Source organism: Chryseobacterium cucumeris (assembly GCF_016775705.1).
GTDB classification, from domain to species: Bacteria; Bacteroidota; Bacteroidia; order Flavobacteriales; family Weeksellaceae; genus Chryseobacterium; species Chryseobacterium cupriresistens.
The window spans coordinates 2,653,997-2,678,015 of the sequence record NZ_CP068760.1; the positions used below are offsets into that span (position 1 = coordinate 2,653,997).

Below are 24,019 nucleotides of genomic sequence, written 5' to 3' on the forward strand. Positions count from 1 at the left end.
TTTGTTCATTTATCGGTTAACGGTTTCCAGATCTTTATTTTCAAGTACATTGAATTTTTCAATTGTAAACCCCTGTGGATTACTGTCAGATCGTACCGAATTAACTAGGAAGCAGTTGGTGATCAGGTTTCGGATCGTAAGGTTACTGGACCGGATAATAAACTGCCTGCCATAAGTTTTTACGGCATAAGGATAGCTGCTGAAATCCGCAGCGATACTGTCAACTTCAATTCTTTGCTGTATATTTCCGCTGATTATCCGGTTATAATATCCTTTTTCAGAAAGGTCTTTGTAGTAGTTGAATGCGGATTGATCAGCCAGATTAAATGCCCTTTTAACATTGCTTTCAATTGCATTTTTATCGGGGGCAATCGTAAAAAACAGTTCATGAAAACGTCTTACGTGCTCCCTTGCTTCCACGGGTCTGTTAATGGACATATCCTGTGACAGTGCAAGCATAAGTGATTTGCCGTTATCGAGGACATATATTTTTTGCCTCTGTTCTTCGGCAAAGCTATATGATTGATAGACAACAATGCCAACCACCCCAAAGCATAGCAGAGCGAAAATGAAGGTGAATAGCCTGATCTGCTTAAAGCTGTTTTCTATATTTCTTAAGATTTTAAATTCCATGGTTTGATGATTTTGTTATTTAAGAAGCCTTCCTGATATATTACCCACTGCAGAACCCGCCGCCGCACCGGCAATATTTCCTGACCTTTGTGCCATCTGACTGACATTACGCATAAAGTTACCAGCGCCGCCAGCCTGAATGACCCAACCTGTCACAGTAGGTACCGTAAAATATCCTATAATACCAATAATCATATAGATGATATACACCGTATTGGATGTATCAGGAATGAAATTGGGATCAGCAAGCATTTCCATATCTTTTTTGATAATCAATGACTGGATCTTGGCAAGGATCGCACTGAACATATCTGCCACCGGAAGCCATAAATAAACACTGATGTATCGCGTCAGCCATTGCGTCAATGTAGATTGGAATCCGTCCCAGACGGATATTGCAAATGCAATCGGCCCGAGAATTGATAATACGATCAGAAAAAATGTCCTTATAGTGTCAATAACCAATGCGGCAGCCTGAAAGAGTATTTCCAGAAATTCACGGAAACCGTCTCTGATTTCCTTTTTGATAGCAAACATCTCTCTTTCAATATACATTCCAGACATCGTTACCAGATCTGATGGCGACCAGCCAAGCTCTTCCAGCTTTCTATCAAACTCCTCGTCCGAGATCAGATAGGCCATCTCAGGGTTTCTGAGCATCGCTTCTCTTTCCAAAAGATCTTTTTTCTGCTGCAATTCGTTGAGGTCTAAAACCTGGCCCTCCAACATTGCATGGCTTCCCTGGACAATCGGATTCAACACACCATTGATGCTTCCCAGTACAATAGTGGAAAAGAACATGATACAGATACCTATGGCAAATGGACGTAACATAGGAAAGAGGTCAACTGGCTCGGCTCTGCTTAATGACTGCCATACCTTTAATGAAACATAAAACAATGCTCCAAGCCCTGCCAGACCTTTGGCTACCCCAGCCATATCAGCACATAATGGCAACATCTCTTCATATACTGAGCGAAGGACCTCATGTAAGTTATCTGACTCCATCTTACCAGTATTTTTGATTAGCAGTTCCATACAGATCCAATACCCGCTTGGTATTATTCTGCTTTTTAGCTCTCAGATAGCTGACAGAGATATTCTTATTGGTATAATACCGTACCAGATTATGGTAGTCCTTCACTTCTTTATATACCCGGTCAATAATATCCATTCTTTCTTTGTCATTCAATGATAAATTGGTTGAAGTGACAATCTGCTTTAATTCTTTAAGCAGTTCTGTGCTCTCAGTGAGTAATGTGGAGTAGCCATTGGCAATAGCAGTCAGTTCCTGAGCATTGAAGTTGGGGTCGCTGAGCATTTTCCCGAAATTTTTCACATACATCTCAGAAACATCACCCACCAGTAAAACTGTCTGCTGAACCTTTCTGGCGTCCTTAACCAGATTGTTCACTGCTTTAAGCTTATCATAATATTCTTTGCCTTGCTCGTACACCTTTTTCACCTCGTTGAAGTTCTTCACCACATTGGATACTGTCGAGGAAGTCTGTACAATTTCATTGGCGGAATTTAAAATACCTGAGGCGAGGTTCGCAGGGTCAGTAACTACAAATTGTGCTTTAGCAAATGATGTTATGGTAAGTACCATAACCATAGCTGTTGTAATGATTGAATTTTTCATTTTTGTAAAATTTAAATTGATTTTTTAATCTTGTTTTTTGCTCGGTTTGATTTTCCTGAGCGCAATTCTCTTGATGGCATTTTCAATATTGCCGTCAAGCTCCACGGCAAGATTCATAACTTCCAATTTTTCAGTTTCTTCAGTAGTATAAGTAAGGTATTCTTCTGTAGATACTTCTGTAGCGTACACTGCGGAGTGGGTACCGCCTAATCCGATCCAGACTTCTTTATAGAGCCTTTTAGGATCATTGTTCATATTGATCGATAAAACCTGGGACTTTTCTTTATCAGTTAACCCCAGCATAGCCTGGATATCATCAAACTTGTTCATGTATTTACGTTGATCCAGAAGGATCTTACAGTCTGAATTATTGATAATACTTTCCTTAACAATAGGCGAATGAATGATGTCATCTACCTCTTGCGTTACAACAATCGCCTCCCCGAAGAATTTTCTTACCGTTTTGAACAGATACTTAATATACTCTGCCATACCTTCTTTGGCAATGGCCTTCCACGCTTCTTCGATCAGAATGAGTTTTCTGGTTCCTTTGAGTCTCCGCATCTTGTTGATAAAGACTTCCATAATGATGATGGTGACAACCGGAAAGAGGATCTTATGATCTTTAATAGCATCAATCTCAAAAACAATGAAACGCTTGTTCAGAAGATCCAGCTGCTTGTCGGAATTCAGCAGATAATCATATTCGCCGCCTCTATAGTAAGGCTCCAGAACATTGAGGAAATTAGCAATGTCAAAATCTTTTTCCCTGACCTTTTTCTCTTGCAGTACTTGCTGATAATCATTTTTTACATATTCATAAAAACCATTGAAGGAGGGATTCTGCTCATCGTTTTTGATCTGCCCGATATATCCGGCAACTGCATTGGATAAGGCAACTTCTTCGGAGCGGGTAGGTGGCTCATCATCTCTTTTCCATAGGGTCAGAATAAGCGTTTTAATGCTTTCCCTTTTCTCAATGTCAAAAACACCGTCATCGGTATAGAAAGGATTAAAAGCAATAGGATTGTCTTCAGTATACGTGAAATATACACCATCTGTGCCCTTGGTTTTTCCTTTAATCAGTTCACATAATCCCTGGTAGGAATTTCCGGTATCGACTAAAAGAACATGAGCTCCCTGTTCATAGTACTGCCTCACCATGTGATTGGTAAAGAAAGATTTACCGCTTCCCGAAGGACCAAGAATAAACTTGTTTCTGTTGGTAATAATTCCCTGTTTCATGGGAAGATCAGAAATGTCCAGATGAATGGGTTTTCCGGTCAGCCGGTCAGCCATCTTGATGCCTAAAGGAGAGGGCGAATTCTGATAGTTGGTTTCTTCTGTAAAAAAGCATAAAGCAGGTTCTATAAATGTGTAAAAGCTTTCTTCACTCGGGAAATCTCCCGCATTTCCGGGAATGCCTGCCCAGTATAAGGTGGCGGTATCGGTAGTGTTATGCCGGGGTTTGCATTCCATGAGTGCCAAAGCGCTCCCGGTATCATTTCTTAGCTGCCTGAGTTCAGCCGGATTATCCGACCAGGCCATGACATTGAAATGGGCACGGATCGATTGGAGCCCGTAAGAATGGGCTTCATTCAGATATTTTTCGATCCATTCCTTGTTGATCTGGTTGGCCCTGCTGTACCGTGCCAGAGAATGCATATTTCTGGCTGATTTTTCAAACTTCGAAAGGTTTTCATCGCTATCGTCAATGAACAGATACTGATTGTAAATGTGATTGCAGCTTAGCAGCAGTCCCAACGGAGATGCAAATGAAAGCAGACAGTCACTTCTGTCCGTGCTGAGCTTTTCATACCGGCTGTGAGACGAAACGGTTCCCGGAAGATCATCGGTATCAGATAAGGTATGCATACTGATGCGGTTGTTTCCAATTCGCATTTCTTCGGCCCCCAGATGTAAATCCTGTAAAGAAGGATTAACTTCTCTGGAAAGCGTAAGGTATTGTTCCAATAGTCCTGACTCTTTGTCTCTACCGGTAATTTCATCTGCAGTCATTCTTTCCAGAAATAGATATCCACTGTCGTTGATGATCCTTTCAAACTGATCCACGGCTTCCATAAACCGGCTGACCAGTTCTTTATCCCTGATTTCTTTGGGAATCAGGACTCCTTTGCATAGAGACGAAAAATTACTCTGTATTTTCATTCTTTTTTTAGTGGTTTTAGTAATGAACAAATAGCAGTAATGATTCAAAAAGGGTCTTTCATTAAAATGCCGCTCAAAAGATTTGGAAAGGAAGCTTTGATGATCACTGGACAAATCAGGTCGGTAGTTTTCTTTGATAAACCAGTCCTGCTTATGCACAATACTGTAGTCCGGTAATGTTTTTACGGCTTTGAACCAGGCTGAATGTATGGCTTCATATTCAGCTGAAGCAACGGTAAAAAGTTCTGGCAGCCTGACTTTAAAGCACGCCGTAACATCAGCATCTTTTGAGATAATACAGTTTTCCTCAACTGCCAATAGCGGAAACCTGCTCTCCAGTGTAGCTATTTTTGATTGGTTTCTCATAATAAAGCTTTTTGGGGGTTCACTTTCAGAAACCTGAAAATTGATTTTCTGCTGATGATATATCGGGGATGCTTCTTTTTCGCACTGAGTTTCATGAGCCCGTACTCTCCATATTTTCTGTTAAAAGAGAAGGTTAGCCATATCAAGATACCGGCGCCGGCACTTCCCAGAAAAAGACAGAGATACGTTTGTACACCAGCCATATACATGATCATTACCAGTACAAATACAGCCAATAATCCGCCTGCGAAAATAAACAGGTATTGCGCTTTCAGCCCTTTGAACTCAACGGTTCTTCCTATGCCTTTGTTGATGTGATAGGTATTCATTATTGATTGTTTAAAGGAAGAATGAGCGTAGGATTGTAGCTGCCACTATTAAGAAGATACATGCTCCGAACCAGCTTGCAGCAGTTTTACTGGTATCAGGATCTCCACTGCTGAATTTGTTGTAGACTTTGACGCCTCCGATCAGGCCTACCACAGCGCCAATAGCATAAATAAGTTTTGTGGCAGGATCAAAATAGGAAGTAACCATCTGCGTGGCTTCAGTGATTCCGGCGGAACCGTTGCCTTGTGCATTGAGACTCCAGCTGATTACCAGGAGCAATGTTGTGAAGATTCTTTGTCTTTTCATAATGATAGGTTTTTGATTTTGGAACCCGTGCTTTACGGGTGGTGAGACAAAGATCTAGGGTAGAAGAATAGTTTATCGGAATGTGGAGTTGGGAGGAACTGTTTAGCGTTGAAAAGCTTTAGAGTATAAAGTAGCAGAAAAATAATTATATGTGATGATTGTTTGATGCAAGCACATTAAATATTTAATGTTTTTTCTACAATATTTTATATATACATAAAATAGCATTTTGCTTTCAATGCTCATTCTTTGGCATAAATATTTATTTCGTTAATTTTGTAGTTGTATATAGTACATAATAATTATATGAAAAATAAATTTATCTATTTGTCTGTTCTATCCTCAATGGCTGTCAATTCTTTATTGTTTGGACAATGCTTTAAAAAAATATCTACACAATGGGAAACAGTAATTGCTTTAAATGAAGATGGAAATATATGGGAATGGGGAAGCAATAATGACGGGCAGTTAGGATTAGGAACCTACAACTATACAGATAAAAATATACCATTCCAATTGACGACATCCAATGACTGGAAAGATGTAATAAGTAGTCACAGCGGTACGATGGCTTTGAAAAATGATGGTACACTTTGGGGGTGGGGATATGGAGGACATGGCGAGCTTGGGAATAATTCAGCATCATATGTTTTTATCCCTTCTCCTACGGGAACTAATGAATGGGATAGGATATTTGCTGGGCTGTTTACTAATTGTGGCATCAAAACCAACGGAACTTTATGGATGTGGGGTACAGGCTTTAATGGGCAATTAGGAAATGGAGCTACACCAATTAATACATTAGTACCAGTACAAGTTGGAACAGACACAGATTGGAAATTAGTTGCAATGGGCCAATACCATACCATTGCTTTGAAAAATAATGGAACTTTATGGGCATGGGGAGGTAATGCACTGGGGCAACTGGGTATAGGAAATAATATAGATGTATCAATTCCCCACCAAATAGGAACAGAGAATGATTGGAAGGCAATCTCAACAACAATATACCACAATCTTGCCTTAAAAACCAATGGAACTTTATGGGCATGGGGAGGTAATGCCTACGGTGAAATTGGAGATGGTTCTACTGTACCTAAAAATATGCCAATACAAATTGGAAATGACAATAATTGGAAAGCTATTGAAACCTCATCATACGGTAGCTTTGCTATTAAGAATGATGGAAGTTTATGGGCTTGGGGCGACAATAGTTTGGGGCAACTAGGAGATGGAACAACTATATCAAGGTCAGTGCCAGTGAAAATTGGAAATTCTAATGATTGGAAAAGCATTGAATGTGGAGGTGGTAATTGTATTGGAACTAAACAAGACAATTCATTATGGACATGGGGTTTCAATGATGCAGGACAATTGGGAAATGGAACATTTGTTAATAGTGGTACACCTAGTATGATCATGAATGCCTGTTCTTTTCTAGGTACAAAAAATTCGATTTCCTCAGATCAAAATATAATAATTTACCCAAATCCTGTTTCAGATATTTTATATTTTTCTAAAGAGATTAAAAATCTTAAGATTTATACTGTGACCGGAATATTAATAAAAAATATTTTGAACGTAAATAGCCGTACTATAAATCTGCAGCCACTTCATTCAGGAATATACTTTATAGATGCACTTACCACTGAAGGAAATAATATGAAAGAAAAAATTATAAAAAAATAACGCTATATTCTCGCCATTCAGAGTTTCTTGACTTTGATCCAATAAATAAACAATATCTATTTTCTCTAATGAGTAATGGTTTATCAATGTTTCCGTAGGTTAATATGTAGTGATTATGTAAAGTTGAAACTTTTTATGTGCATATTATATTGTGATTTCAGATTTAATACAAGACGTATCATATTTTAAAATCTATTGATGGGAAGATGGATTTCTGCTTGCGGGCATTTATAACCATAAAATCTAGTAAATAAAAAATATAAATAAGTTTTATATATATAATTGTATCTAATAATATTGGAGAGCTAAAGAAACTCTCCAATATCAAAGTTCTTTATTTTACTTTTCCGCATATTGGAAGAACCGTTTACTTCTACATCATTAAAACTATAATCTAATAGTTCAGCTATTTTATGGGAAGCATTTTCCATAGAATTTTCCAGTAAGGTGTATAATTCGGTTCCGTATATTTTATGAGCTGCCGCTGCTGCTGGTCCCTTTTCAGACATTTCACAGACTTCCTGCTGTAAGAATGTTGTCACAGCGCTTAGCTCTTCAAAGGTAGCTCCCTGGGCAAAACCGTTATCTTTACCAATTATTCTATATTTCTTCCATTCTTCTTCCTCTTCAGTAAAATCAAGGCTGCTGCCAAAACCATATTCCGGTTCTTCCTGCGGATTTTGAATATGGATATTTTCACCGATATCATATTCTATCTCTAAAGTAAAAGGATCGAACAGAGGTTCTTCTTTTTGTTCTTCTGGAGAAGCTGTTGTCACTGCATGGCTTAGTGATGTTTTGGTTTCTCCCATAATAGGATAGGGTGTATCACTATTTTTTTGTTTTTCTATAGAAGGAGGAGGTCTTTTAATAACAATTTTATCTTGCAGTAATAACAAAATGATGACGATTAAACCTATAATGATGAGAATATCCATGGCTTATAAAATGGGTTTGAAATGTCTATTAAAATACTCGGTAATGTCATTTCCATATTCAAGGAAATGCTGTTCCAGAATATTGTCGATATAGGAGTATAACGTTGTTCTTTCCTCCCGGCTGAGTTGCACGATTCTCAGGAGTCTTTCATGATATTCCGGACGTATATAAACTACCTTTCCATTGCGTCCCGAAGGAAATCTATTGATAAGGAAAGTTTCTTCATAGCCCGCTTTTTTAGATGAACTGGTTTTTGCTTTTTCCCTCGGCTTTTGATGAATCGGTTCTTTTGTTTCATTGTTGTTAGCCTCAGAAGAAGGCTGTTCCCCACTGATTACCCGCATCAGGTACTCTTCGTCTACATAAGGCTTTTTAAAATCATTTTTTTTATCAGTTGTCATGATGTATTCGGGTTTTTATAATTGTGTGATGCTTAAAAATTCGTCAATAAACAGGTTCATTCTGGTCGCTTTTAATAATGAAAGATCTGCAGGTAATAGCGTAGATCTGAAAATACTATTTTGGATATCATCCAATTCCTTACGAAACCGTTTGCTGTCCATAATCCTGGTATCCATGATATTGAGCCGGAGCGCTGAAATAGCCTTTTCATAAATTTCATATAGACCTGTTTTTTCTCTTCCGTCGGTTTGATTCCAAAACAGCCAGATGCTTTGTTCTTTATGATTCGCAGAAGAAGGAAGCCCCAGGAATGCTTTGGTAAAGCCCAATGTACTTTCCACAACCAGCCGGTCAGCGGTTAAAGGGGCAAAAATAAAATCCATGTCTTTTAAGGTTGTCAGAACCCCTTTGGTATTGGCGGTACCCGGCAGATCAAACAAAATAATATCAGGAACCGCATCAGTTTCGTGTATGTATTCTGAACTTTCTTTGAGTGCATTCTCTGCTTTACACCGTATAATAGGATAAGCTTTCTTATTGATCAGATGAAACTGTTTCATGGCGGCCTTTTTATGGTATTCATTCAACATGATCGTTTTTTTATCCCGTTCCCTCATATTGCTTATACTGTACTGAGGAAAATCGCAGTCTATGACTACAACATCAAAACCTAGCCGGTAATGGAGCACACTGGCCATTAATGTGGTTATCGTTGATTTTCCAGCACCTCCTTTTTGAGTGGAGAAACTTACTTTTAAAGTTTTTTTTGTTGCTTTCATGATGCATATTTTTATTGTTGTTTTATAATTTTTATTGTTAAGAATCAGTATAAGTTGGTGTATATATAGGAGTATTCCTGTATTATCTTATCTAATGATGCACAGGTTTACATCATTTTAACTGGTCATATTTGCAACTGCTTTGTTGAGAGTATACCTTTTTTTGAACATGTTTAACTGCTTTTTTGCTTTTGCGCTTTTATAGTTTTAAAACTTTACATTTTTATGATTTGCCCGTTTTGTCATCAGCTTTATATTTTGCTATAAAGGAAAGAATCTTCAAAACCAGTGCTGATTTTCAGGTAATTGATGGTCTTATTTGGCAGCAATTGGAAGGCTGTAATATTGTATATATCCGGTTGCTTCTGTTTACCTTGTTATTGATTTTAAGGAGAGCTGATGTTTAATATAACATCTGAAATCTGTCGATCACTTGTTATAATAATTTTTGTAACGTGGTAATATGGTGTTCACCGGAACACGGCAAGTTGTGTTTTGAGTGCCTCATAACTGTTTTTGGTGCCTCAAAACAACTTGCCTTGCCGGGAGCCTGAAAACGCTCTCCGAAGTCGAGGTTATTAACCATTAATACATATGCAATGAATGATCAGAGTAAACGACAAAAGAATAAGGGTGGGAGAAAGCCGAAGACAGATCCCTGTGTTCACCGGTATGTTTTTCGGCTGAATGACAACGATAACAATAAATTCCTGTCTCTTTTTGAAGCGTCTGGAATGGATAATAAGGCTCAATTTATAACATCTTTACTTTTTTCAAGAGAAATAAAAACAGTAAAAATAGATAAAGGAACCGTTGATTTTTATATGAGACTGACTTCTTTTTACGCTCAGTTCAGAGCCATTGGCGTCAATTATAACCAGGTAGTGAAATTATTGTATACGCATTTTACTGAAAAAAAAGCAGCAGCATTTCTGTATCGCCTGGAAAAAAATACTGCCGAACTGGCGGTTTTATGTCATAAAATTATGGAGCTGGCTCACGAATTTAACAGCCAAAACTTAGAAAAATAACATTAGCATGGTTGCAAAGATTGGCAGGAGCAATAATTTGCATGGAGCATTAGTTTACAATCATAATAAGGTTGAACAGGAAAAAGGAAAGATTTTATTCATGAATAATATGATAGAAACTCCAAACGGCAAATATACCGTACATCAATTAACAAGCTCTTTTGAATCTTATTTAGCCGCCAACAAAAATACGGAGAAACATACTGTACATATATCGCTTAACCCGGATCCCGGGGACACGGTCAGCAATACGGATCTGGTAAAGATGGCAGAAGAATATATGATGGAAATGGGCTACGGAAAGCAACCTTATATTGTGTTTAAGCATACCGATATTGAACGCACTCATGTGCATATTGTTTCCGTCTGTGTGGATGAAAATGGCCGTAAAATCTCTGATATATTCGAAAGAAGACATTCGATGGAAGTATGCAGAAAATTGGAAAAGACCTATGGATTATTGCCGGCAACAGAGCAGAAGAACTCTAAAAAAGACATGATTTTCAGTCCTGTTGATTATCATACAGGAAATGTTAAACATCAGTTGACCTCTGTAATCCGGAAGATATCGGAAGGGTATTCGTTTAAGACATTTGGAGAATACAATGCTTTACTTTCACTTTTTAATATAGCCGCTGAGAAAATTGAGGGCGAACTGCACGGAAAGCCTCAGAAAGGTCTGGTTTATTTTGTGCTGGATCAGAATAAAAAGAAGATCGGATATCCTTTCAAGGCTTCTAGGATTGGAAGGTACGTTGGACTGGCTGCATTGGAGTTGCGCTTTTTGAAAAGTAAAGAATTGCCTCTGAATCATTCATATAAATCAGAACTAAAAAAGGTCATTGATAATGCCCTCAAATCCGGTATTAATGAAAACAATTTTGTTCAGAAGCTAAAGTCTAAAGGTATTGATACCGTTATAAGAAGAAATGAATGCGGCCGCCTCTACGGAATTACATTTATTGATCACCGTTCAAGAACGGTTTGGAATGGTTCCAACTTGGGAAAGGAGTATTCAGCTAATGTTTTTAATAACTTATGGAAGGGTCAGCAAAACCTGAAAGAAACTTCTGAGTTAAAACTTCCCGCAGCTGAGCCTTTGTCCGGGGATCAGTTATTGTCCGATCAACTTCATCCTTTATTCGGATTTTTGAAAGTTGACGATAGCGATGATCCGTGTAGTGGAGAATCTTCATACTTATTCCCGGGATTGCTGCCGGCGATTCAAGGAGAAGACTATGAAGAAGAGATTTTTGCCCGACAGATGAAAAAGCATAAAAGGAAAAGAAAACCCTAAAGGAACGTTTATCCTTCTTTTTCCAGTATCGCCTGAACCTTGCGCTGTAACTCCTTTTTATCCGGTAAATACAACTGGTATTTGGAAACAAATATTTTATTGGAAATTCCGCCAGTGGCATATTCTACCAGAACCTCATCTTTTTCTGCTGAAAGAATAATTCCTATAGGTTCGTTGTCGTCAGCAACATTTTCCTCTGATTTAAAATAATTAAGATACAGGTTCATTTGCCCGATATCATTATGCTCAACCTGCTTTATTTTTAAATCAATCAGAACAAAACATTTTAAGATGCGGTGATAGAAAACGAGGTCAATATAAAAATGCCGGTTACGAAGTGATATCTTATACTGTCTTCCCACAAATGCAAAGCCTTTTCCCAGTTCTAAAAGGAACATCTGCAGATTGTCAATAATCTTTTGTTCCAATGCTTTTTCCGTGACACGGTGGCTTTGTGGTAATTTAAGAAAATCAAGTACATAAGGATCTTTGATGGCTTCAGTGGAATCTGTAATGATATGGCCTTTTTCTGCCAGCTGCAATACACCTTTCTTATCCTTGCTAAGGGCAAGCCTTTCAAAAAGAGAGGAGTTAATTTGTCTTTCCAGTTCACGGTATCCCCAGTTTTCCAATACAGCCTGTTTTTCATAGAATTTTCTGGCCGTATCGTCTGAAATTCCCAGTAAAGTAACTAGGTGAGTCCAGCTTAATTTGGCAGGCACTGCCTGCCATTTTTGATAGGTCAGATAAAACCTGCGCATATCCAGAATATTACGCCTGCCAAAACCTTTGCCATAACGCTGTCTCAGGTCTTTTGAAAGTGTGGCTAATAGGTTACTTCCGTACTCGGCACGTTCTTCACCATGCTGTTCATATTCAACAATGTGCCTGCCAATTTCCCAATTCGCCTTCACCAGCTCAGTATTGACTGCTTTCACTGCATTTTGTCTTGCAACTTCAATAGTAGATCCTATACTGTCGAGCAGATCTGTGTATTTTGACGGAATGGGTTTCATAGGCATTTTGTTATAGGGCAAATTTATAAATTCCTGATACAGGAATCTATATTGATCCTGATAAAATCGATTTTCTTACGGAGCCAAATGATTCCATCCAATGCCATTATATACCACTTTTGAAACAAGAACTCAACAGACCGGTACATTCATGGTCCCAACCAATACGAATTGTTTATGCAAGGTGAAGATGATCTCAGAGGACTGGCCAGAATTATGGCATTCATGCGGGCGGTCAGTATTGTCATACTGCTGATGCATTACTATTGGTACTGTTACTCCTTTTTTCTGGACAATGGGTGGACACTGGAAGTCATGAATGCCATACTGAAGAATTTCCAGAGAACGGCAGGACTATTTTCTCATCCTTTATATACGAAGGTCTTCATCATTCTCTTGCTCGCTTTAAGCTGCCTGGGAACCAAAGGGGTAAAAAATGATAAAATCACACGGACTCAGATTATGGGTTTTCTGGGAATGGGTTTCGTTTTGTTTTTCTTCAGTACCTTTCTTTTAAGGTGGCCTGGAGGTATAGGAAACATCCTCTACATGATTTCAATGTTGGAAGGGTATATCTTTTTGATGATGGCAGGGACATGGGTAAGCCGGTTATTAAAAAATAATCTGATGGAAGATGTCTTCAATAATGAGAATGAAAGTTTCATGCAGGAAACACGGCTGATGAAAAATGAATACTCAGTCAATCTTCCGACTAAATTCTATTATAAAGGAAAATGGAATCAAGGCTGGATTAATATTGTGAATCCATTCCGGGCAACCATAGTCCTGGGGACGCCCGGATCCGGGAAATCCTTCGCCATTGTCAATAATTATATCAAACAGCAGATTGAAAAGGGTTTTTCTATGTACATCTACGATTTTAAGTTTGACGACCTCTCGACCATTGCCTATAACCATTTACTTAAACATCATAACAAGTATAAAGTAAAACCCAGGTTTTATGTGATTAATTTTGATGATCCCCATCGAAGCCATCGGTGTAATCCTTTGCATCCCGGTTTTATGACGGATATATCGGACGCTTATGAAGCAGCATACACCATCATGCTGAATCTGAACCGGAGCTGGATCCAGAAGCAGGGGGACTTCTTTGTAGAATCGCCCATCATTCTCTTGGCAGCGATTATCTGGTTTTTGAAAATGTATGAAAATGGCAAATACTGTACTTTTCCGCATGCTATTGAACTGCTGAATAAAAAGTATTCCGATGTTTTTACCATTTTGACTTCCTATCCTGATCTGGAAAATTATCTTTCCCCTTTTATGGATGCATGGCAGGGCGGGGCGCAGGATCAGCTCCAGGGACAGATTGCCTCTGCCAAGATTCCTTTATCACGGATGATATCCCCTCAGCTATATTGGGTAATGACCGGTGACGATTTTTCACTGGATATCAATAATCCTGAAGAACCTAAGATATTATGTGTCGGAAATAATCCTGACCGCCAGAATATTTATTCAGCGGCACTAGGGTTGTATAACTCCAGGATTGTAAAACTCATCAATAAAAAAGGAAGGTTAAAAAGTTCAGTCATTATTGATGAGCTTCCCACTATTTATTTCCGGGGACTGGATAACCTCATTGCTACGGCAAGAAGCAATAAGGTAGCGGTATGCCTGGGGTTTCAGGATTTTTCGCAGCTGACAAGAGATTACGGGGACAAAGAAAGTAAAGTGATTCAAAATACCGTAGGCAATATATTCAGCGGACAAGTGGTAGGAGATACTGCTAAAAATCTCTCAGAACGTTTTGGAAAGGTCTTACAGAAAAGACAGAGCATGACCATCAACCGGAATGATCAATCCATGTCCATATCTACTCAATTGGATAGCTTAATACCAGCATCCAAAATCTCAACATTAAGTCAGGGAATGTTTGTAGGAGCTGTATCTGATAATTTTGATGAGCGTATAGAACAGAAAATGTTTCATGCCGAGATTGTTGTTGATCATGAAAAAGTAGCTCAGGAAATGAAGTCTTATCAGCCGATACCTGAGATTTTATCATTTGTGAACGAAAAAGGAGAAGATATGATGAAACAGCTGATTGAAGAGAACTATAAAAAAGTGAAATTTGACATTTTTAAGATTATTGAAAAAGAAATGGAACGAATTAAAGCTGATCCTGACTTACAGCATTTGATACCTAAAGAATAAAGTAAAAATCCCCGGATACCGGGGATAAAAACTAATAACCATGAAAACTCAAATTAAACATGAGAATCAGGTGCAAATTTAAAACAAATAATTCTTTTTTCCGATTTACTGTATCTATGCGTTGTATTGTTAATCAGGTTTGCTTTTTGTTAGATTGTTTTGAGATTAGAAAATAGGTAGTATTTAATTGCTTTTTCATCATTTTTCTTCAAACTCTAATACGCTTTCAGCTTTTTCATTAAGGATGATACAAGCATTGAAAGTTTTACCTGATCTGCTTTTCATATTTTTGATCAGTGAGGTTCTGCCATTTTTAATAAGCCTTTCGACATCGGATATTTCGATCCGGACACTACAGATATTTCGGAGTTGATGCCAGCTGCAATGCATATCGGGACATTTAACAATGTGATCATCAATAATCAGTGGCTGGGTTTTACATTTGGGACATACAATGCCGGGGAGCTGAGGTCTTTCAATTTTTATCTGCAGTAGCTCTTCCGTAATAGTCTTCGTGTGATTTTCTATGTTCTTTTGAAATTCCACAGCACTTAGCTTATTATTCTCAATATTCTGCATGAACAGTTCCCATTCTGCAGCTATCGAAACGTCTGCGATTTGTTTATCCTTTACTAAGTCATAGACCTTTAAACCTTTGTCAGTTGGAATAAGCAATCTTTTTTCTCTTCTGATATAATCCTCTTCAATCAGTGTTTCAATAATGGAAGCTCTTGTTGCCGGAGTGCCGATTCCGATATTCTTTACAACTTTTCGTTTTTCTGTGCTTTCAATGTCTTTTCCTGCACTTTCCATGGCAGCAAGCAAGGCTCCTTCGGTATAAAGGCTGGGAGGCTGGGTTTTATTTTCCAGAATCACCATTGTTTTGATTTTTAGTTCTGCTCCTGCCTTTAATTCAGGAAGTTGCTGGAGCGGTTCAATGTCATCAGAAAAGATTCCATTGATGCTGCGCCAGCCCGCTTGTAATATTGTATATCCTTTAGCAGTAAAGTCATAATGAAGTACCTGTAGGCTGACCGCTGTGGTTTCCTTGATACAGGATTGTGAAAGGGACTCAAGTAACCGAAAAGCAATAAGATCATAGATCACCTTTTCTTCTGCAGTAAGTGCTGAAGGAATTTTTTCTGTAATAAGCAATCCATGATGATCGGTTACTTTATCATCATTGACAATGTTTTTATTGAAGTTTCCCGAGATAATACAGCTTCTGATTTTTCTATAAGGCTCTTGTTCCTGCAGTATTCTTACAAGGTCGTGGATGTCCGTCCATAGATCTTCCGGAATGTATTGGCAGTTCGTTCGTGGATAGGTAATGAATTTTTTTTCATAGAGGCTTTGGGCAATGTTAAGCGTTTTTTCAGCACTAAAATTGAATCTTTTATTCGCTTCTTTTTGAAGGCCGGTCAAATCAAACAAAAGGGGAGCATGTTCGGTTATAGTTTGTGAATGAACGGAGTTGACTGTTGCTGTCACTCCGTTTCTTTCTAATGATTTTACAAAGTCTTCAGCTTGTTTTCTCCCGCTGAATTTGAGCACTCCAAAACTTTTGAACTCCATAAAATCTTTTTGATGCATGAGCTCAATCTGCCAGTATTGCTGGCTTGTGAACTCTTTATGTTCCTGGTAACTTTTACAGAGTAGGGACAGTGTCGGAGTCTGAAGCCTTCCGAGTGAGTACAAGCCATCACCTGCTGCTATAGTTAATGCATGCATGGTATTGATTTCTAGTAACCAATCGGCTCTGTTTCCGCACCGGGCGGCATGAAACAATCCATCATACAGATGACCCGGCTTCAGGTTTTGAAAACCTTTTTTTATGGCTTTTTCGGTGAGGGAACTGATCCATAATCTTTCAAATGGCAGTGTACAGTCCAGGTACTCATAAATGTACCGGAAAATCAGTTCCCCTTCTCTTCCTGCATCTGTAGCAACAATGATGCTGTCGCATAATGTAAACAGTTTTTCTATGACTTTTAGCTGTTTGGATGCGCCAGGGTCAGCTATCAGTTGTTTACCCTTTCTTACTTTTCTGATGGTCAGCTTGAAGGGATCAGGTAAAATAGGTAAAGTCTGTTTTCTAAACGCTGAAATACCATAATCTTCAGGCATACCCAGTGTAATCAAATGACCTAAAGCCCAGGTAACGGCAAAGCCATTACCTGTCAGATATCCATCTTTCTTTTCTGTTGCTCCCAGGACCATCGCTATTTCTCTGGCAACACTTGGTTTTTCTGTTAATACTGCTTTCATATAATATTAATTGAAGTGGGTATTATAGGCGTTTTCTTGCGCGGGGCTGAGCTTTGCCCTGTTTTATCTGGCTTTTGTCTTTAGGTGTCTGCTGGCCTTTCTGTAAAGGCTCTTTCAAATGCTTGGTCGCTTCGTTGGTTTTACCTTCCGAATTCACTGCTGTCTGAGTTGCATGCTCGTGAGTAGGTTTCGCCTTCTGTTGGATTTTATCAGGGTTCTGAAATGAGAAGTCGATCTTTCCGTTCTCCTTATTAAGGGTGATATACCCTTGGTATGGTTGACTCTTTTTATCCAGAAGCCCATCAATATAGATCGTTTGCCCGGTTTTAAGTCGTTCATATTGATCGTCATCTAAATTTTTGCCTCTGAATGTTTTTGGAATCTCAGTCTGTGAATAGATTTGAGATTTTTGCTGATCCTGATTATGATCAAAAAGAAATTCGACATACTTTTTATCAGCATTAAACTGGACATGGGCATTGAAAGGTTCCCCTTTAGTAGAGATCATCCCTTCCAGATATAATGCTTTGCCCTCTATCAGCGTTTGCTTTTGGGCTTCATCTAACCGGATTCCCTTAATTTCATCAGGAATTCTGATGTTTTCTACTTTGTAGGCAACGAGTTCATTTGTCAGCCGGTCCCTGCTGATAAGGGAAGGGATGATTTCTTGGGTCTTTGGATTGACAAGATCCACAACACGTCCCATATTTCCGGTTTTCATTAAATTTTTCCGGTCTTCAGGGGTAAATTCATGACCCAGGAACTTAAAATTGAAATTAGGCTCTTTTCTGATACCGTGGAGATTAATCATAACATCACCGGCTTCATTGGTATTGAGCGAAAGGCGGGCATCTATCCGGATAAGCGCTGTTCCGAGATTAAGACTGATGGGAACGAGCCCATTGGTTTTGAATCCTCTTAACATAGGTTCCAGGGCATTAGCCTTTTCTAATTTTTCCTGTGTCAGTCCAAATTTTGACATCATATCCCAGTCAATCTGCTCCGGGGAATACTGATATTCTTTTTCTGAGAATTGATTTGTACTCATTGTATTGGTGTTTGGGTTTACTATTGTATAGGTATTCAGAAATTTCTCACCCTCAGTGCTGGGATGTTTGAGGTGATGCTCAATTTGTTTTCCAATGTTTTCAGATTCTTTGAGTGGAGAGGTAAAAAAGGAGAATGAAGTCGGATTTTTGAGCTGGCTGAGGAAGTTGGAGAAAAAATTGGAGAACAGATCGCCTTGTTTATCAATTTTTAAAAACTGATTTTGGTTTTTCTGTGTATTGGGTACTGTTTTCAGATCGCCTTTTTCATCAACTGTCTTTACTGCTTCAATCTTGTGGGTCTTAGGGTTTAAGACGAGTAGAGTATTGATTAATGCAGGATCAGGATTTTGAGTATTTGCTATATCTTCCATAATGTTAAATATTGATTTAACATTGAAGTTAGGGGTATCAGATGGTATAAGCTTAAAATGGAAGTGGGTGGGAATATTTGGCTGTAATTGTCTGGTAAATAGAGGTAAGTACTATTTTATTTTACTAGTATTTTTTGTTATTATAAAAAAATAATTAATTTTAAGCTGTCTCGATCGAGACGTTTTTTTTCATCATTTGTGTTTTTTTATCCTGTTTCATGAATAATGAAACAGGATTTTTATCTATACCTGGAGTGCTTTTCAAAAAGATTCATACCAATAATTTTATTATGAATGTTGTCATAGATCAGCTCTACCGAAAAATTTGAAATTTCATACAAAACATATCTTGATTGGGAAACCATTCTTTCACTGATGATGCGTCCATGAGTTAGTACAAGTTCATATTGTGTCTGACGATCGGTTAAATTCTGAAAATCGTAATAGGAGATATTCATAGTTATAATAATGGGATAGTGTAAATTGTTTTAATCTAATTTTTTTGAAAACTTTTCATCAAGTATCTGGATATCTTTTTGAATCCCAAGCAGTATTTCCTTCACATTATAGTTTTCAAAAAGCTCAGGTTCAAAATCTTCAGGAAATATTCCAGAAGCATACTGCCATACTTCAACGATTTCTCCGAAAGGAATATCATAAGGTGTATAAAATGAATTGTCAGCTGCTACGGTTATTGATTTTTCATTCAAAGAGATAAGTCTTTTATAAGAGATCCCATCATTCAGGGTGACGAAAACATAACTTTTGCCGGACTTTAAATCCTTGATATTTTCTATATATTTCCCGACAATGTAAGAACCGTCTTTAAAGGGCGGCATGGAATCGCCTTTTGCCGGAAACGCTCTGTATTTTCCGTTGGTCAGAAAGGGTAGTGAAATTCTCTGTAAGCTTTCAATATATTCAGGATCACTGTATCCTGATAAATATCCCATGGAGGCTTTTTGGGGAACAATTTCAATACTGTTGTTACCTAATTGATCAACGACAACCGGTAGAACAATTCTATTATCCGGAAGTCTCAATACATCTTCTAAAGGATATTTCCTGATATCCACTGTAAGGAGCAGATCAATACTGAGATTGAAATATTTTGAAATTCTGATCAGTATTTCGTAGGGGGCTTCCGAACGCCCGTCCTCATATTTTGAATACCGGACCCTGCTCAGTAAAATTTTATCCGCCAGTTCCTGCTGGGATAATTTTTTCTGAGTCCTTAAAAACCTGATGTTATCTGAAAAAATTGACATTGATACAAATTGTATCTGCAAATATATAAAAAATGATACAATTAGTATCTAATTTTGTAACGTGAACCGGGCGATTGTACATATGGACCTGGATACTTTCTTTGTATCCTGTGAGAGACGTAATAATTCTCAGCTTAACGGAATCCCCCTGATTATTGGAGGTGGTGACCGTGGAGTGGTAGCATCGTGTTCCTATGAAGCAAGGAAATTCGGAGTGCGTTCTGCTATGCCGATCCGAATGGCACTCCGGTTGTGCCCTGATGCAAAAGTTATTCGGGGAGACCATGAGCTGTATTCCAATTTATCACATACGGTGACTGAAATTATCCAGGAAAGAGTTCCGGTAATGGAAAAGGCGAGTATTGATGAATTTTATCTGGATCTTTCAGGTATGGATAAATTTTTTGGCTGCTATCAGTGGACACAGGAAATTGCGTCAGCTGTTACCAAAGAAACAGGACTTCCCATAAGCTTTGCCTTATCTGCCAATAAAACCGTTTCAAAGATAGGCACAGGAGAAGCAAAGCCGGTGGGCAGGCTGGAAATTAAAGATTTGGAGATCAAACCTTTTTTAAATCCATTATCCATTAAAAAGATTCCGATGGTGGGAGACAAGACTTTTCAGTTACTATCAAGAATAGGGATCCGGACGATTCACACGCTATCTGAAATGCCTGTTCTGGTTTTACAACAGATGATCGGTGTTAATGGGAAAGAACTTTGGAAAAAAGCCAATGGAATTGATGAAAATCCTGTAGTTCCTTATTCTGAAAGAAAATCCATTTCTACGGAAAGGACCTTTACGAATGATACCATGGATGTCCTGGAGTTGAAAAGGCTGATATCGGGAATGGCGGAACAGTTAGCGTATCAGCTTAGAAAGGAAAAATGGCTGACATCCACAGTAGTTGTAAAAATTCGGTATGCCAATTTTGATACCGAAACCAAACAATGCAAAGTTTGCTACACTTCTGCAGATCACACTCTGTCAAGAGTGGCTCTGGAATTATTTAATAAAGTGTATACCAGAAGAATGAGGCTACGCTTGGTGGGACTTCGTTTTACAGGCCTCGTTCATGGAAATCACCAGATGAATCTGTTTGAAGATACCGAGGAACAGATGAATTTATACCAGACCATGGATTATCTGAAAAACCGCTATGGTATGGGAGCAGTTGGCAGAGCATCAGGTTTTGATTTTGAAAAATAGAACTTTAAATTTTTAAGCAATGTTTTTGAATTGTCATTCTTTTCATAGCCTCCGATATGGGACCTTATCCATAGAGGAATTAGTGCAGCAGGCTTTTGTATCAGGGTGTACAGAGCTGGTACTGACGGATATCAATACCGTTACTGGTATTTATGATTTCAAGAAAGAATGTGAACGGGTGGGTATTAAACCTATCGCAGGCGTTGAGGTGCGCAAGGAAGGCAAACTGCTGTATATTGCTGTTGCAAAAGAGTTTTCAGGAATAGGAGAGGTCAATAGGATTATTACTCAGCATAACTGTGACGGCAAGGAACTTTCAGAAACAGCGCCGGAATTTAAAAATGTCTTTGTTGTGTATCCTATGAGTAATATTCCTGGGTCATTAAAGGAAAATGAATGCATAGGAGTAAGAATCGAAGAGCTGAATTTTTTAATAAGACCCGAGTACCAGAAACTGATTCCCAGGATGGTGGTCCTGCATCCCGTTACTTTCAGTACTGGTGAGGAATATAAGCTGCATAAAATACTCAGGGCCATTGATCATAATACCTTATTGTCAAAACTCACTAAAAGAGATATTTGCAGAGAATCGGAATATTTTATTCCTGAAAAGGAGATTGTAAAGGCATTTGAAAGATATCAAGAGATTGTTTCAAGAACAAAAGCAATGCTGGCACAATGCAACTTTGAATTTGATTTTAAGAAGGTAAAGAATAAACAGTTTTACACAAAATCAAAATCAGATGATGTAAAATTACTTCGTAGGCTGGCGTATTCAGGACTGGAAAAAAGATACGGAACTCATCATGAAATGGCCAGATTAAGAGTGGAAAAAGAACTGAAAGTGATTGATGAACTGAATTTCTGTTCTTATTTTTTAATAACCTGGGATATTATCCGCTACAGCAATAGTTTGGGACTTATGCATGTGGGAAGGGGAAGCGGTGCCAATTCTATCGTAAGCTATTGTCTGGGAATAACCGACATCTGTCCTTTGGAATTGGACCTGTATTTTGAACGTTTCTTAAATCTTAACCGGAAATCTCCTCCTGATTTTGATATCGACTGGAGCTGGCAGAACAGGGATACGATATTGGAGTATATTTTTGACCGGTATGGAAAAGATCATGTAGCCTTTTGCGGAACCAATGTGGAGTTTAAATACCGGTCTATTTTCAGAGAAGTGGGAAAAGTGTTTGGACTGCCTAAAGAAGAACTGGATGATCTGGCGACAAAGCCTATGGAAGACCATGACAGGAACAAGGTAGTGCGGATGGTACAAAAGTATGGTAAGCTGCTGGAGAAATTTCCCAATCTGAGAAGCATGCATTCCTGTGGAATTCTGATTTCTGAAGAACCCATTACAAGTTATACGGCACTTGAAATGCCTCCCAAAGGCTTTCCGATTGTTCAGTTTGATATGAATGTGGCAGAAGATATCGGGCTGGAAAAATTTGATATTCTTTCCCAGAGAGGACTGGGCACCATCAATGATACGGTAGCTCTTATTAAGAAAACAAAAGGAATCGCTGTGGATATCCGCGATACATCACTGTCAAAAGATGAAGCAAAAACCAATGAATATCTGGCGATAGGAAGAACCATCGGCTGTTTTTATATAGAATCTCCTGCGATGCGCGGTCTTTTAAGAAGACTGAAATGTGATAATTACAGAACACTGGTCGCTGCTTCCTCCATTATCCGCCCGGGAGTGGCTCAGAGCGGAATGATGCGGGAATATATTTTCAGGCATAACCATCCGGATCAGTTTGAATATTTTCATCCGGTATTTGAAGAGCATCTGAAAGAAACCTATGGCATTATGGTATATCAGGAAGATGTGATTAAGATTGCCCAGTACTTTGGAGGATTATCATTAGCGGACGGGGATATCTTACGAAGAGCCATGAGCGGAAAAGGAAGATCAATTAAAAAGCTTCAGCAGGTGAAGGATAATTTCTTTGCATCCTGTAAAGAGAAGGGCCATTCAGAACTGTTGACCGCTGAAGCCTACCGGCAGATTGAATCGTTTGCAGGGTATTCTTTCTGTAAGGCCCATTCGGCATCGTATGCAGTAGAGAGTTATCAGAGTTTGTATTTAAAGGTATATTATCCTTTGGAGTTTATGGTGTCAGTGATTAATAACCAGGGAGGATTTTACAGAACTGAAGTCTATATTCATGAAGCAAAAATGTCAGGCGGAAATATCCAGGTTCCCTGTATTAATACCAGTGAATATCAGACAACACTGAAAGGGACGGATATCTACCTGGGATTAATGCTTTTGGAGGGGCTGGAAACAAGGATTGCCCACGGAATTATTGAGGAAAGGGAAACCAATGGAGTATATACCTCATTGGAAAACTTTATAAGGCGCGTTCCCATTGGTATTGAAACTGTACAGACCTTAATTTTTATCGGGGCATTCCGGTTTACAGGTAAACCTAAAAATGAACTCCTTGTGGAGGCGAGAGTCCTGCTTGTTAACTTTAAGCCTGAAAACAGAGGGCTTATGCTGATTGAGGAACCGGTTCAGGAATTTAAGCTTCCTGAATTAAAACGGGAGCAGTTTGAGGATGCTTTTGATGAAATTGAACTCATTGGGTTTCCTGTTTCATGCAGCCCTTTTGATCTGTTACAGAGCCGATACCGGGGTTCTGTTTTGGTGAAGGATTTATTGAAGTTTCATAAACAGCAGGTTAAAATGCTGGCGTATCTGATTTCAAGAAAGCATGTACCCACGAAGAAAGGCACCATGTATTTTGGAACATGGATCGATGTTAACGGAGATTATTTTGATACGGCTCATTTTCCTGACAGTCTAAAGAAATACGATTTTCAGGGCGGCGGATGTTATCTGCTCCTGGGAACCGTGGAAGTCGATTTTCATTTTCCTACCGTTACCATTCATAAAATGGCAAAGATGCCCATGATTCCTGATCCAAGGTATGCTTATGATAAAGAAAAACAATATGATATCCACAGGCAGATCAGGGAAGATGTAAGCATGACCTATAGAGAACCTTATCCGCAGGCCCATGAGATTGGATTGCCAAGACATAAGATACAGTAGTAA

20 protein-coding genes are annotated in these 24,019 nt (G+C 38.6%); 6 read left to right on the plus strand and 14 right to left on the minus strand.

Features of this window, described 5'->3' with window-relative positions:
- Positions 1-9: 9 nt before the first annotated feature.
- From traK to JNG87_RS11975, 6 genes are read right to left on the minus strand one after another with little or no spacing between them, the layout of a single operon-like run.
- On the minus strand, positions 10-633 hold the full coding sequence (traK, locus tag JNG87_RS11950; RefSeq protein ID WP_202838636.1) for a conjugative transposon protein TraK: 624 nt from the start codon (positions 631-633) through the stop codon (positions 10-12).
- A 15-nt stretch (positions 634-648) separates the two neighbouring features.
- Positions 649-1,641, minus strand: coding sequence for a conjugative transposon protein TraJ (gene traJ / locus JNG87_RS11955; RefSeq protein ID WP_120231302.1), 993 nt, complete (start codon positions 1,639-1,641; stop codon positions 649-651).
- Position 1,642: 1 nt separating this feature from the next.
- Complete coding sequence (locus JNG87_RS11960; protein WP_120231301.1) at positions 1,643-2,275, minus strand: DUF4141 domain-containing protein; 633 nt, start codon at positions 2,273-2,275, stop codon at positions 1,643-1,645.
- 24 nt (positions 2,276-2,299) lie between these two features.
- The gene (locus JNG87_RS11965) at positions 2,300-4,810 is read right to left on the minus strand and encodes a TraG family conjugative transposon ATPase (RefSeq protein WP_202838637.1); all 2,511 of its coding nucleotides are present in this window, start codon (positions 4,808-4,810) and stop codon (positions 2,300-2,302) included.
- On the minus strand, positions 4,807-5,139 hold the full coding sequence (locus JNG87_RS11970) for a DUF4133 domain-containing protein (protein WP_120231299.1): 333 nt from the start codon (positions 5,137-5,139) through the stop codon (positions 4,807-4,809). Before JNG87_RS11970 ends, JNG87_RS11965 begins: the two co-directional genes overlap by 4 nt.
- Positions 5,140-5,149: 10 nt before the next feature.
- Entirely contained in the window at positions 5,150-5,446 is a 297-nt protein-coding gene (locus JNG87_RS11975; RefSeq protein ID WP_120231298.1) for a DUF4134 domain-containing protein, read from the minus strand.
- Between the two features lie 306 nt (positions 5,447-5,752).
- Between JNG87_RS11975 and JNG87_RS11980 the strand changes: the two genes are divergently transcribed.
- Entirely contained in the window at positions 5,753-7,135 is a 1,383-nt protein-coding gene (locus tag JNG87_RS11980) for a T9SS type A sorting domain-containing protein (RefSeq protein WP_120231297.1), read from the plus strand.
- 305 nt (positions 7,136-7,440) lie between these two features.
- Here JNG87_RS11980 and JNG87_RS11985 read toward each other — a convergent pair whose 3' ends face one another.
- The 3 genes from JNG87_RS11985 to JNG87_RS11995 are packed head-to-tail and all read right to left on the minus strand — an operon-like array spanning position 7,441 to position 9,255.
- Positions 7,441-8,073 (minus strand): conjugal transfer protein TraD, encoded by a 633-nt coding sequence (locus JNG87_RS11985; protein ID WP_120231296.1) that lies wholly within the window; start codon positions 8,071-8,073, stop codon positions 7,441-7,443.
- Between the two features lie 3 nt (positions 8,074-8,076).
- Complete coding sequence (locus tag JNG87_RS11990; RefSeq protein WP_183037383.1) at positions 8,077-8,475, minus strand: DUF3408 domain-containing protein; 399 nt, start codon at positions 8,473-8,475, stop codon at positions 8,077-8,079.
- Positions 8,476-8,490: 15 nt separating this feature from the next.
- Positions 8,491-9,255, minus strand: coding sequence for a ParA family protein (locus JNG87_RS11995; RefSeq protein ID WP_120231294.1), 765 nt, complete (start codon positions 9,253-9,255; stop codon positions 8,491-8,493).
- A gap of 599 nt (positions 9,256-9,854) precedes the next feature.
- Between JNG87_RS11995 and mobA the strand changes: the two genes are divergently transcribed.
- The gene (gene mobA, locus JNG87_RS12000; protein WP_202838638.1) at positions 9,855-10,286 is read left to right on the plus strand and encodes a conjugal transfer protein MobA; all 432 of its coding nucleotides are present in this window, start codon (positions 9,855-9,857) and stop codon (positions 10,284-10,286) included.
- A gap of 7 nt (positions 10,287-10,293) precedes the next feature.
- Positions 10,294-11,583, plus strand: a complete 1,290-nt coding sequence (gene mobB, locus JNG87_RS12005) for a conjugal transfer protein MobB (protein WP_202838639.1) — start codon at positions 10,294-10,296, stop codon at positions 11,581-11,583.
- A gap of 8 nt (positions 11,584-11,591) precedes the next feature.
- On the opposite strand, the gene JNG87_RS12010 is transcribed toward mobB, so the two are convergent.
- Complete coding sequence (locus JNG87_RS12010; RefSeq protein ID WP_202838640.1) at positions 11,592-12,599, minus strand: YhcG family protein; 1,008 nt, start codon at positions 12,597-12,599, stop codon at positions 11,592-11,594.
- 177 nt (positions 12,600-12,776) lie between these two features.
- Here JNG87_RS12010 and mobC point away from each other — a divergent pair, with 177 nt between their 5' ends.
- Positions 12,777-14,777, plus strand: a complete 2,001-nt coding sequence (mobC, locus tag JNG87_RS12015) for a conjugal transfer protein MobC (protein WP_202838641.1) — start codon at positions 12,777-12,779, stop codon at positions 14,775-14,777.
- A gap of 198 nt (positions 14,778-14,975) precedes the next feature.
- Here mobC and JNG87_RS12020 read toward each other — a convergent pair whose 3' ends face one another.
- From JNG87_RS12020 to JNG87_RS12035, 4 genes are all read right to left on the minus strand, one after another.
- Positions 14,976-17,045: a type IA DNA topoisomerase gene (locus JNG87_RS12020; protein WP_202838642.1), complete on the minus strand. Its 2,070-nt coding sequence runs from the start codon at positions 17,043-17,045 to the stop codon at positions 14,976-14,978.
- 22 nt (positions 17,046-17,067) lie between these two features.
- Positions 17,068-18,465: a DUF3945 domain-containing protein gene (locus JNG87_RS12025; RefSeq protein ID WP_202838643.1), complete on the minus strand. Its 1,398-nt coding sequence runs from the start codon at positions 18,463-18,465 to the stop codon at positions 17,068-17,070.
- Positions 18,466-18,704: 239 nt separating this feature from the next.
- Positions 18,705-18,923, minus strand: coding sequence for a hypothetical protein (locus tag JNG87_RS12030; RefSeq protein ID WP_202838644.1), 219 nt, complete (start codon positions 18,921-18,923; stop codon positions 18,705-18,707).
- 30 nt (positions 18,924-18,953) lie between these two features.
- The gene (locus JNG87_RS12035) at positions 18,954-19,733 is read right to left on the minus strand and encodes an XRE family transcriptional regulator (RefSeq protein WP_202838645.1); all 780 of its coding nucleotides are present in this window, start codon (positions 19,731-19,733) and stop codon (positions 18,954-18,956) included.
- 61 nt (positions 19,734-19,794) lie between these two features.
- Between JNG87_RS12035 and dinB the strand changes: the two genes are divergently transcribed.
- Together dinB and JNG87_RS12045 are read left to right on the plus strand one after the other, a co-directional pair.
- Positions 19,795-20,943, plus strand: coding sequence for a DNA polymerase IV (dinB, locus tag JNG87_RS12040; RefSeq protein ID WP_202838646.1), 1,149 nt, complete (start codon positions 19,795-19,797; stop codon positions 20,941-20,943).
- A 19-nt stretch (positions 20,944-20,962) separates the two neighbouring features.
- Positions 20,963-24,016: a DNA polymerase III subunit alpha gene (locus JNG87_RS12045; RefSeq protein WP_202838647.1), complete on the plus strand. Its 3,054-nt coding sequence runs from the start codon at positions 20,963-20,965 to the stop codon at positions 24,014-24,016.
- The last annotated feature ends 3 nt before the right edge of the window (positions 24,017-24,019 follow it).

What these genes read in the sequence shown, in the direction of transcription:
- traK (WP_202838636.1), bottom strand. Translation starts at nt 633, where the DNA reads ATGGAATTTAAAATCTTAAGAAATATAGAAAACAGCTTTAAGCAGATC.
- traJ (WP_120231302.1), bottom strand. Translation starts at nt 1,641, where the DNA reads ATGGAGTCAGATAACTTACATGAGGTCCTTCGCTCAGTATATGAAGAG.
- JNG87_RS11960 (WP_120231301.1), bottom strand. Translation starts at nt 2,275, where the DNA reads ATGAAAAATTCAATCATTACAACAGCTATGGTTATGGTACTTACCATA.
- JNG87_RS11965 (WP_202838637.1), bottom strand. Translation starts at nt 4,810, where the DNA reads ATGAGAAACCAATCAAAAATAGCTACACTGGAGAGCAGGTTTCCGCTA.
- JNG87_RS11970 (WP_120231299.1), bottom strand. Translation starts at nt 5,139, where the DNA reads ATGAATACCTATCACATCAACAAAGGCATAGGAAGAACCGTTGAGTTC.
- JNG87_RS11975 (WP_120231298.1), bottom strand. Translation starts at nt 5,446, where the DNA reads ATGAAAAGACAAAGAATCTTCACAACATTGCTCCTGGTAATCAGCTGG.
- JNG87_RS11980 (WP_120231297.1), top strand. Translation starts at nt 5,753, where the DNA reads ATGAAAAATAAATTTATCTATTTGTCTGTTCTATCCTCAATGGCTGTC.
- JNG87_RS11985 (WP_120231296.1), bottom strand. Translation starts at nt 8,073, where the DNA reads ATGGATATTCTCATCATTATAGGTTTAATCGTCATCATTTTGTTATTA.
- JNG87_RS11990 (WP_183037383.1), bottom strand. Translation starts at nt 8,475, where the DNA reads ATGACAACTGATAAAAAAAATGATTTTAAAAAGCCTTATGTAGACGAA.
- JNG87_RS11995 (WP_120231294.1), bottom strand. Translation starts at nt 9,255, where the DNA reads ATGAAAGCAACAAAAAAAACTTTAAAAGTAAGTTTCTCCACTCAAAAA.
- mobA (WP_202838638.1), top strand. Translation starts at nt 9,855, where the DNA reads ATGAATGATCAGAGTAAACGACAAAAGAATAAGGGTGGGAGAAAGCCG.
- mobB (WP_202838639.1), top strand. Translation starts at nt 10,294, where the DNA reads ATGGTTGCAAAGATTGGCAGGAGCAATAATTTGCATGGAGCATTAGTT.
- JNG87_RS12010 (WP_202838640.1), bottom strand. Translation starts at nt 12,599, where the DNA reads ATGAAACCCATTCCGTCAAAATACACAGATCTGCTCGACAGTATAGGA.
- mobC (WP_202838641.1), top strand. Translation starts at nt 12,777, where the DNA reads ATGCAAGGTGAAGATGATCTCAGAGGACTGGCCAGAATTATGGCATTC.
- JNG87_RS12020 (WP_202838642.1), bottom strand. Translation starts at nt 17,045, where the DNA reads ATGAAAGCAGTATTAACAGAAAAACCAAGTGTTGCCAGAGAAATAGCG.
- JNG87_RS12025 (WP_202838643.1), bottom strand. Translation starts at nt 18,465, where the DNA reads ATGGAAGATATAGCAAATACTCAAAATCCTGATCCTGCATTAATCAAT.
- JNG87_RS12030 (WP_202838644.1), bottom strand. Translation starts at nt 18,923, where the DNA reads ATGAATATCTCCTATTACGATTTTCAGAATTTAACCGATCGTCAGACA.
- JNG87_RS12035 (WP_202838645.1), bottom strand. Translation starts at nt 19,733, where the DNA reads ATGTCAATTTTTTCAGATAACATCAGGTTTTTAAGGACTCAGAAAAAA.
- JNG87_RS12045 (WP_202838647.1), top strand. Translation starts at nt 20,963, where the DNA reads ATGTTTTTGAATTGTCATTCTTTTCATAGCCTCCGATATGGGACCTTA.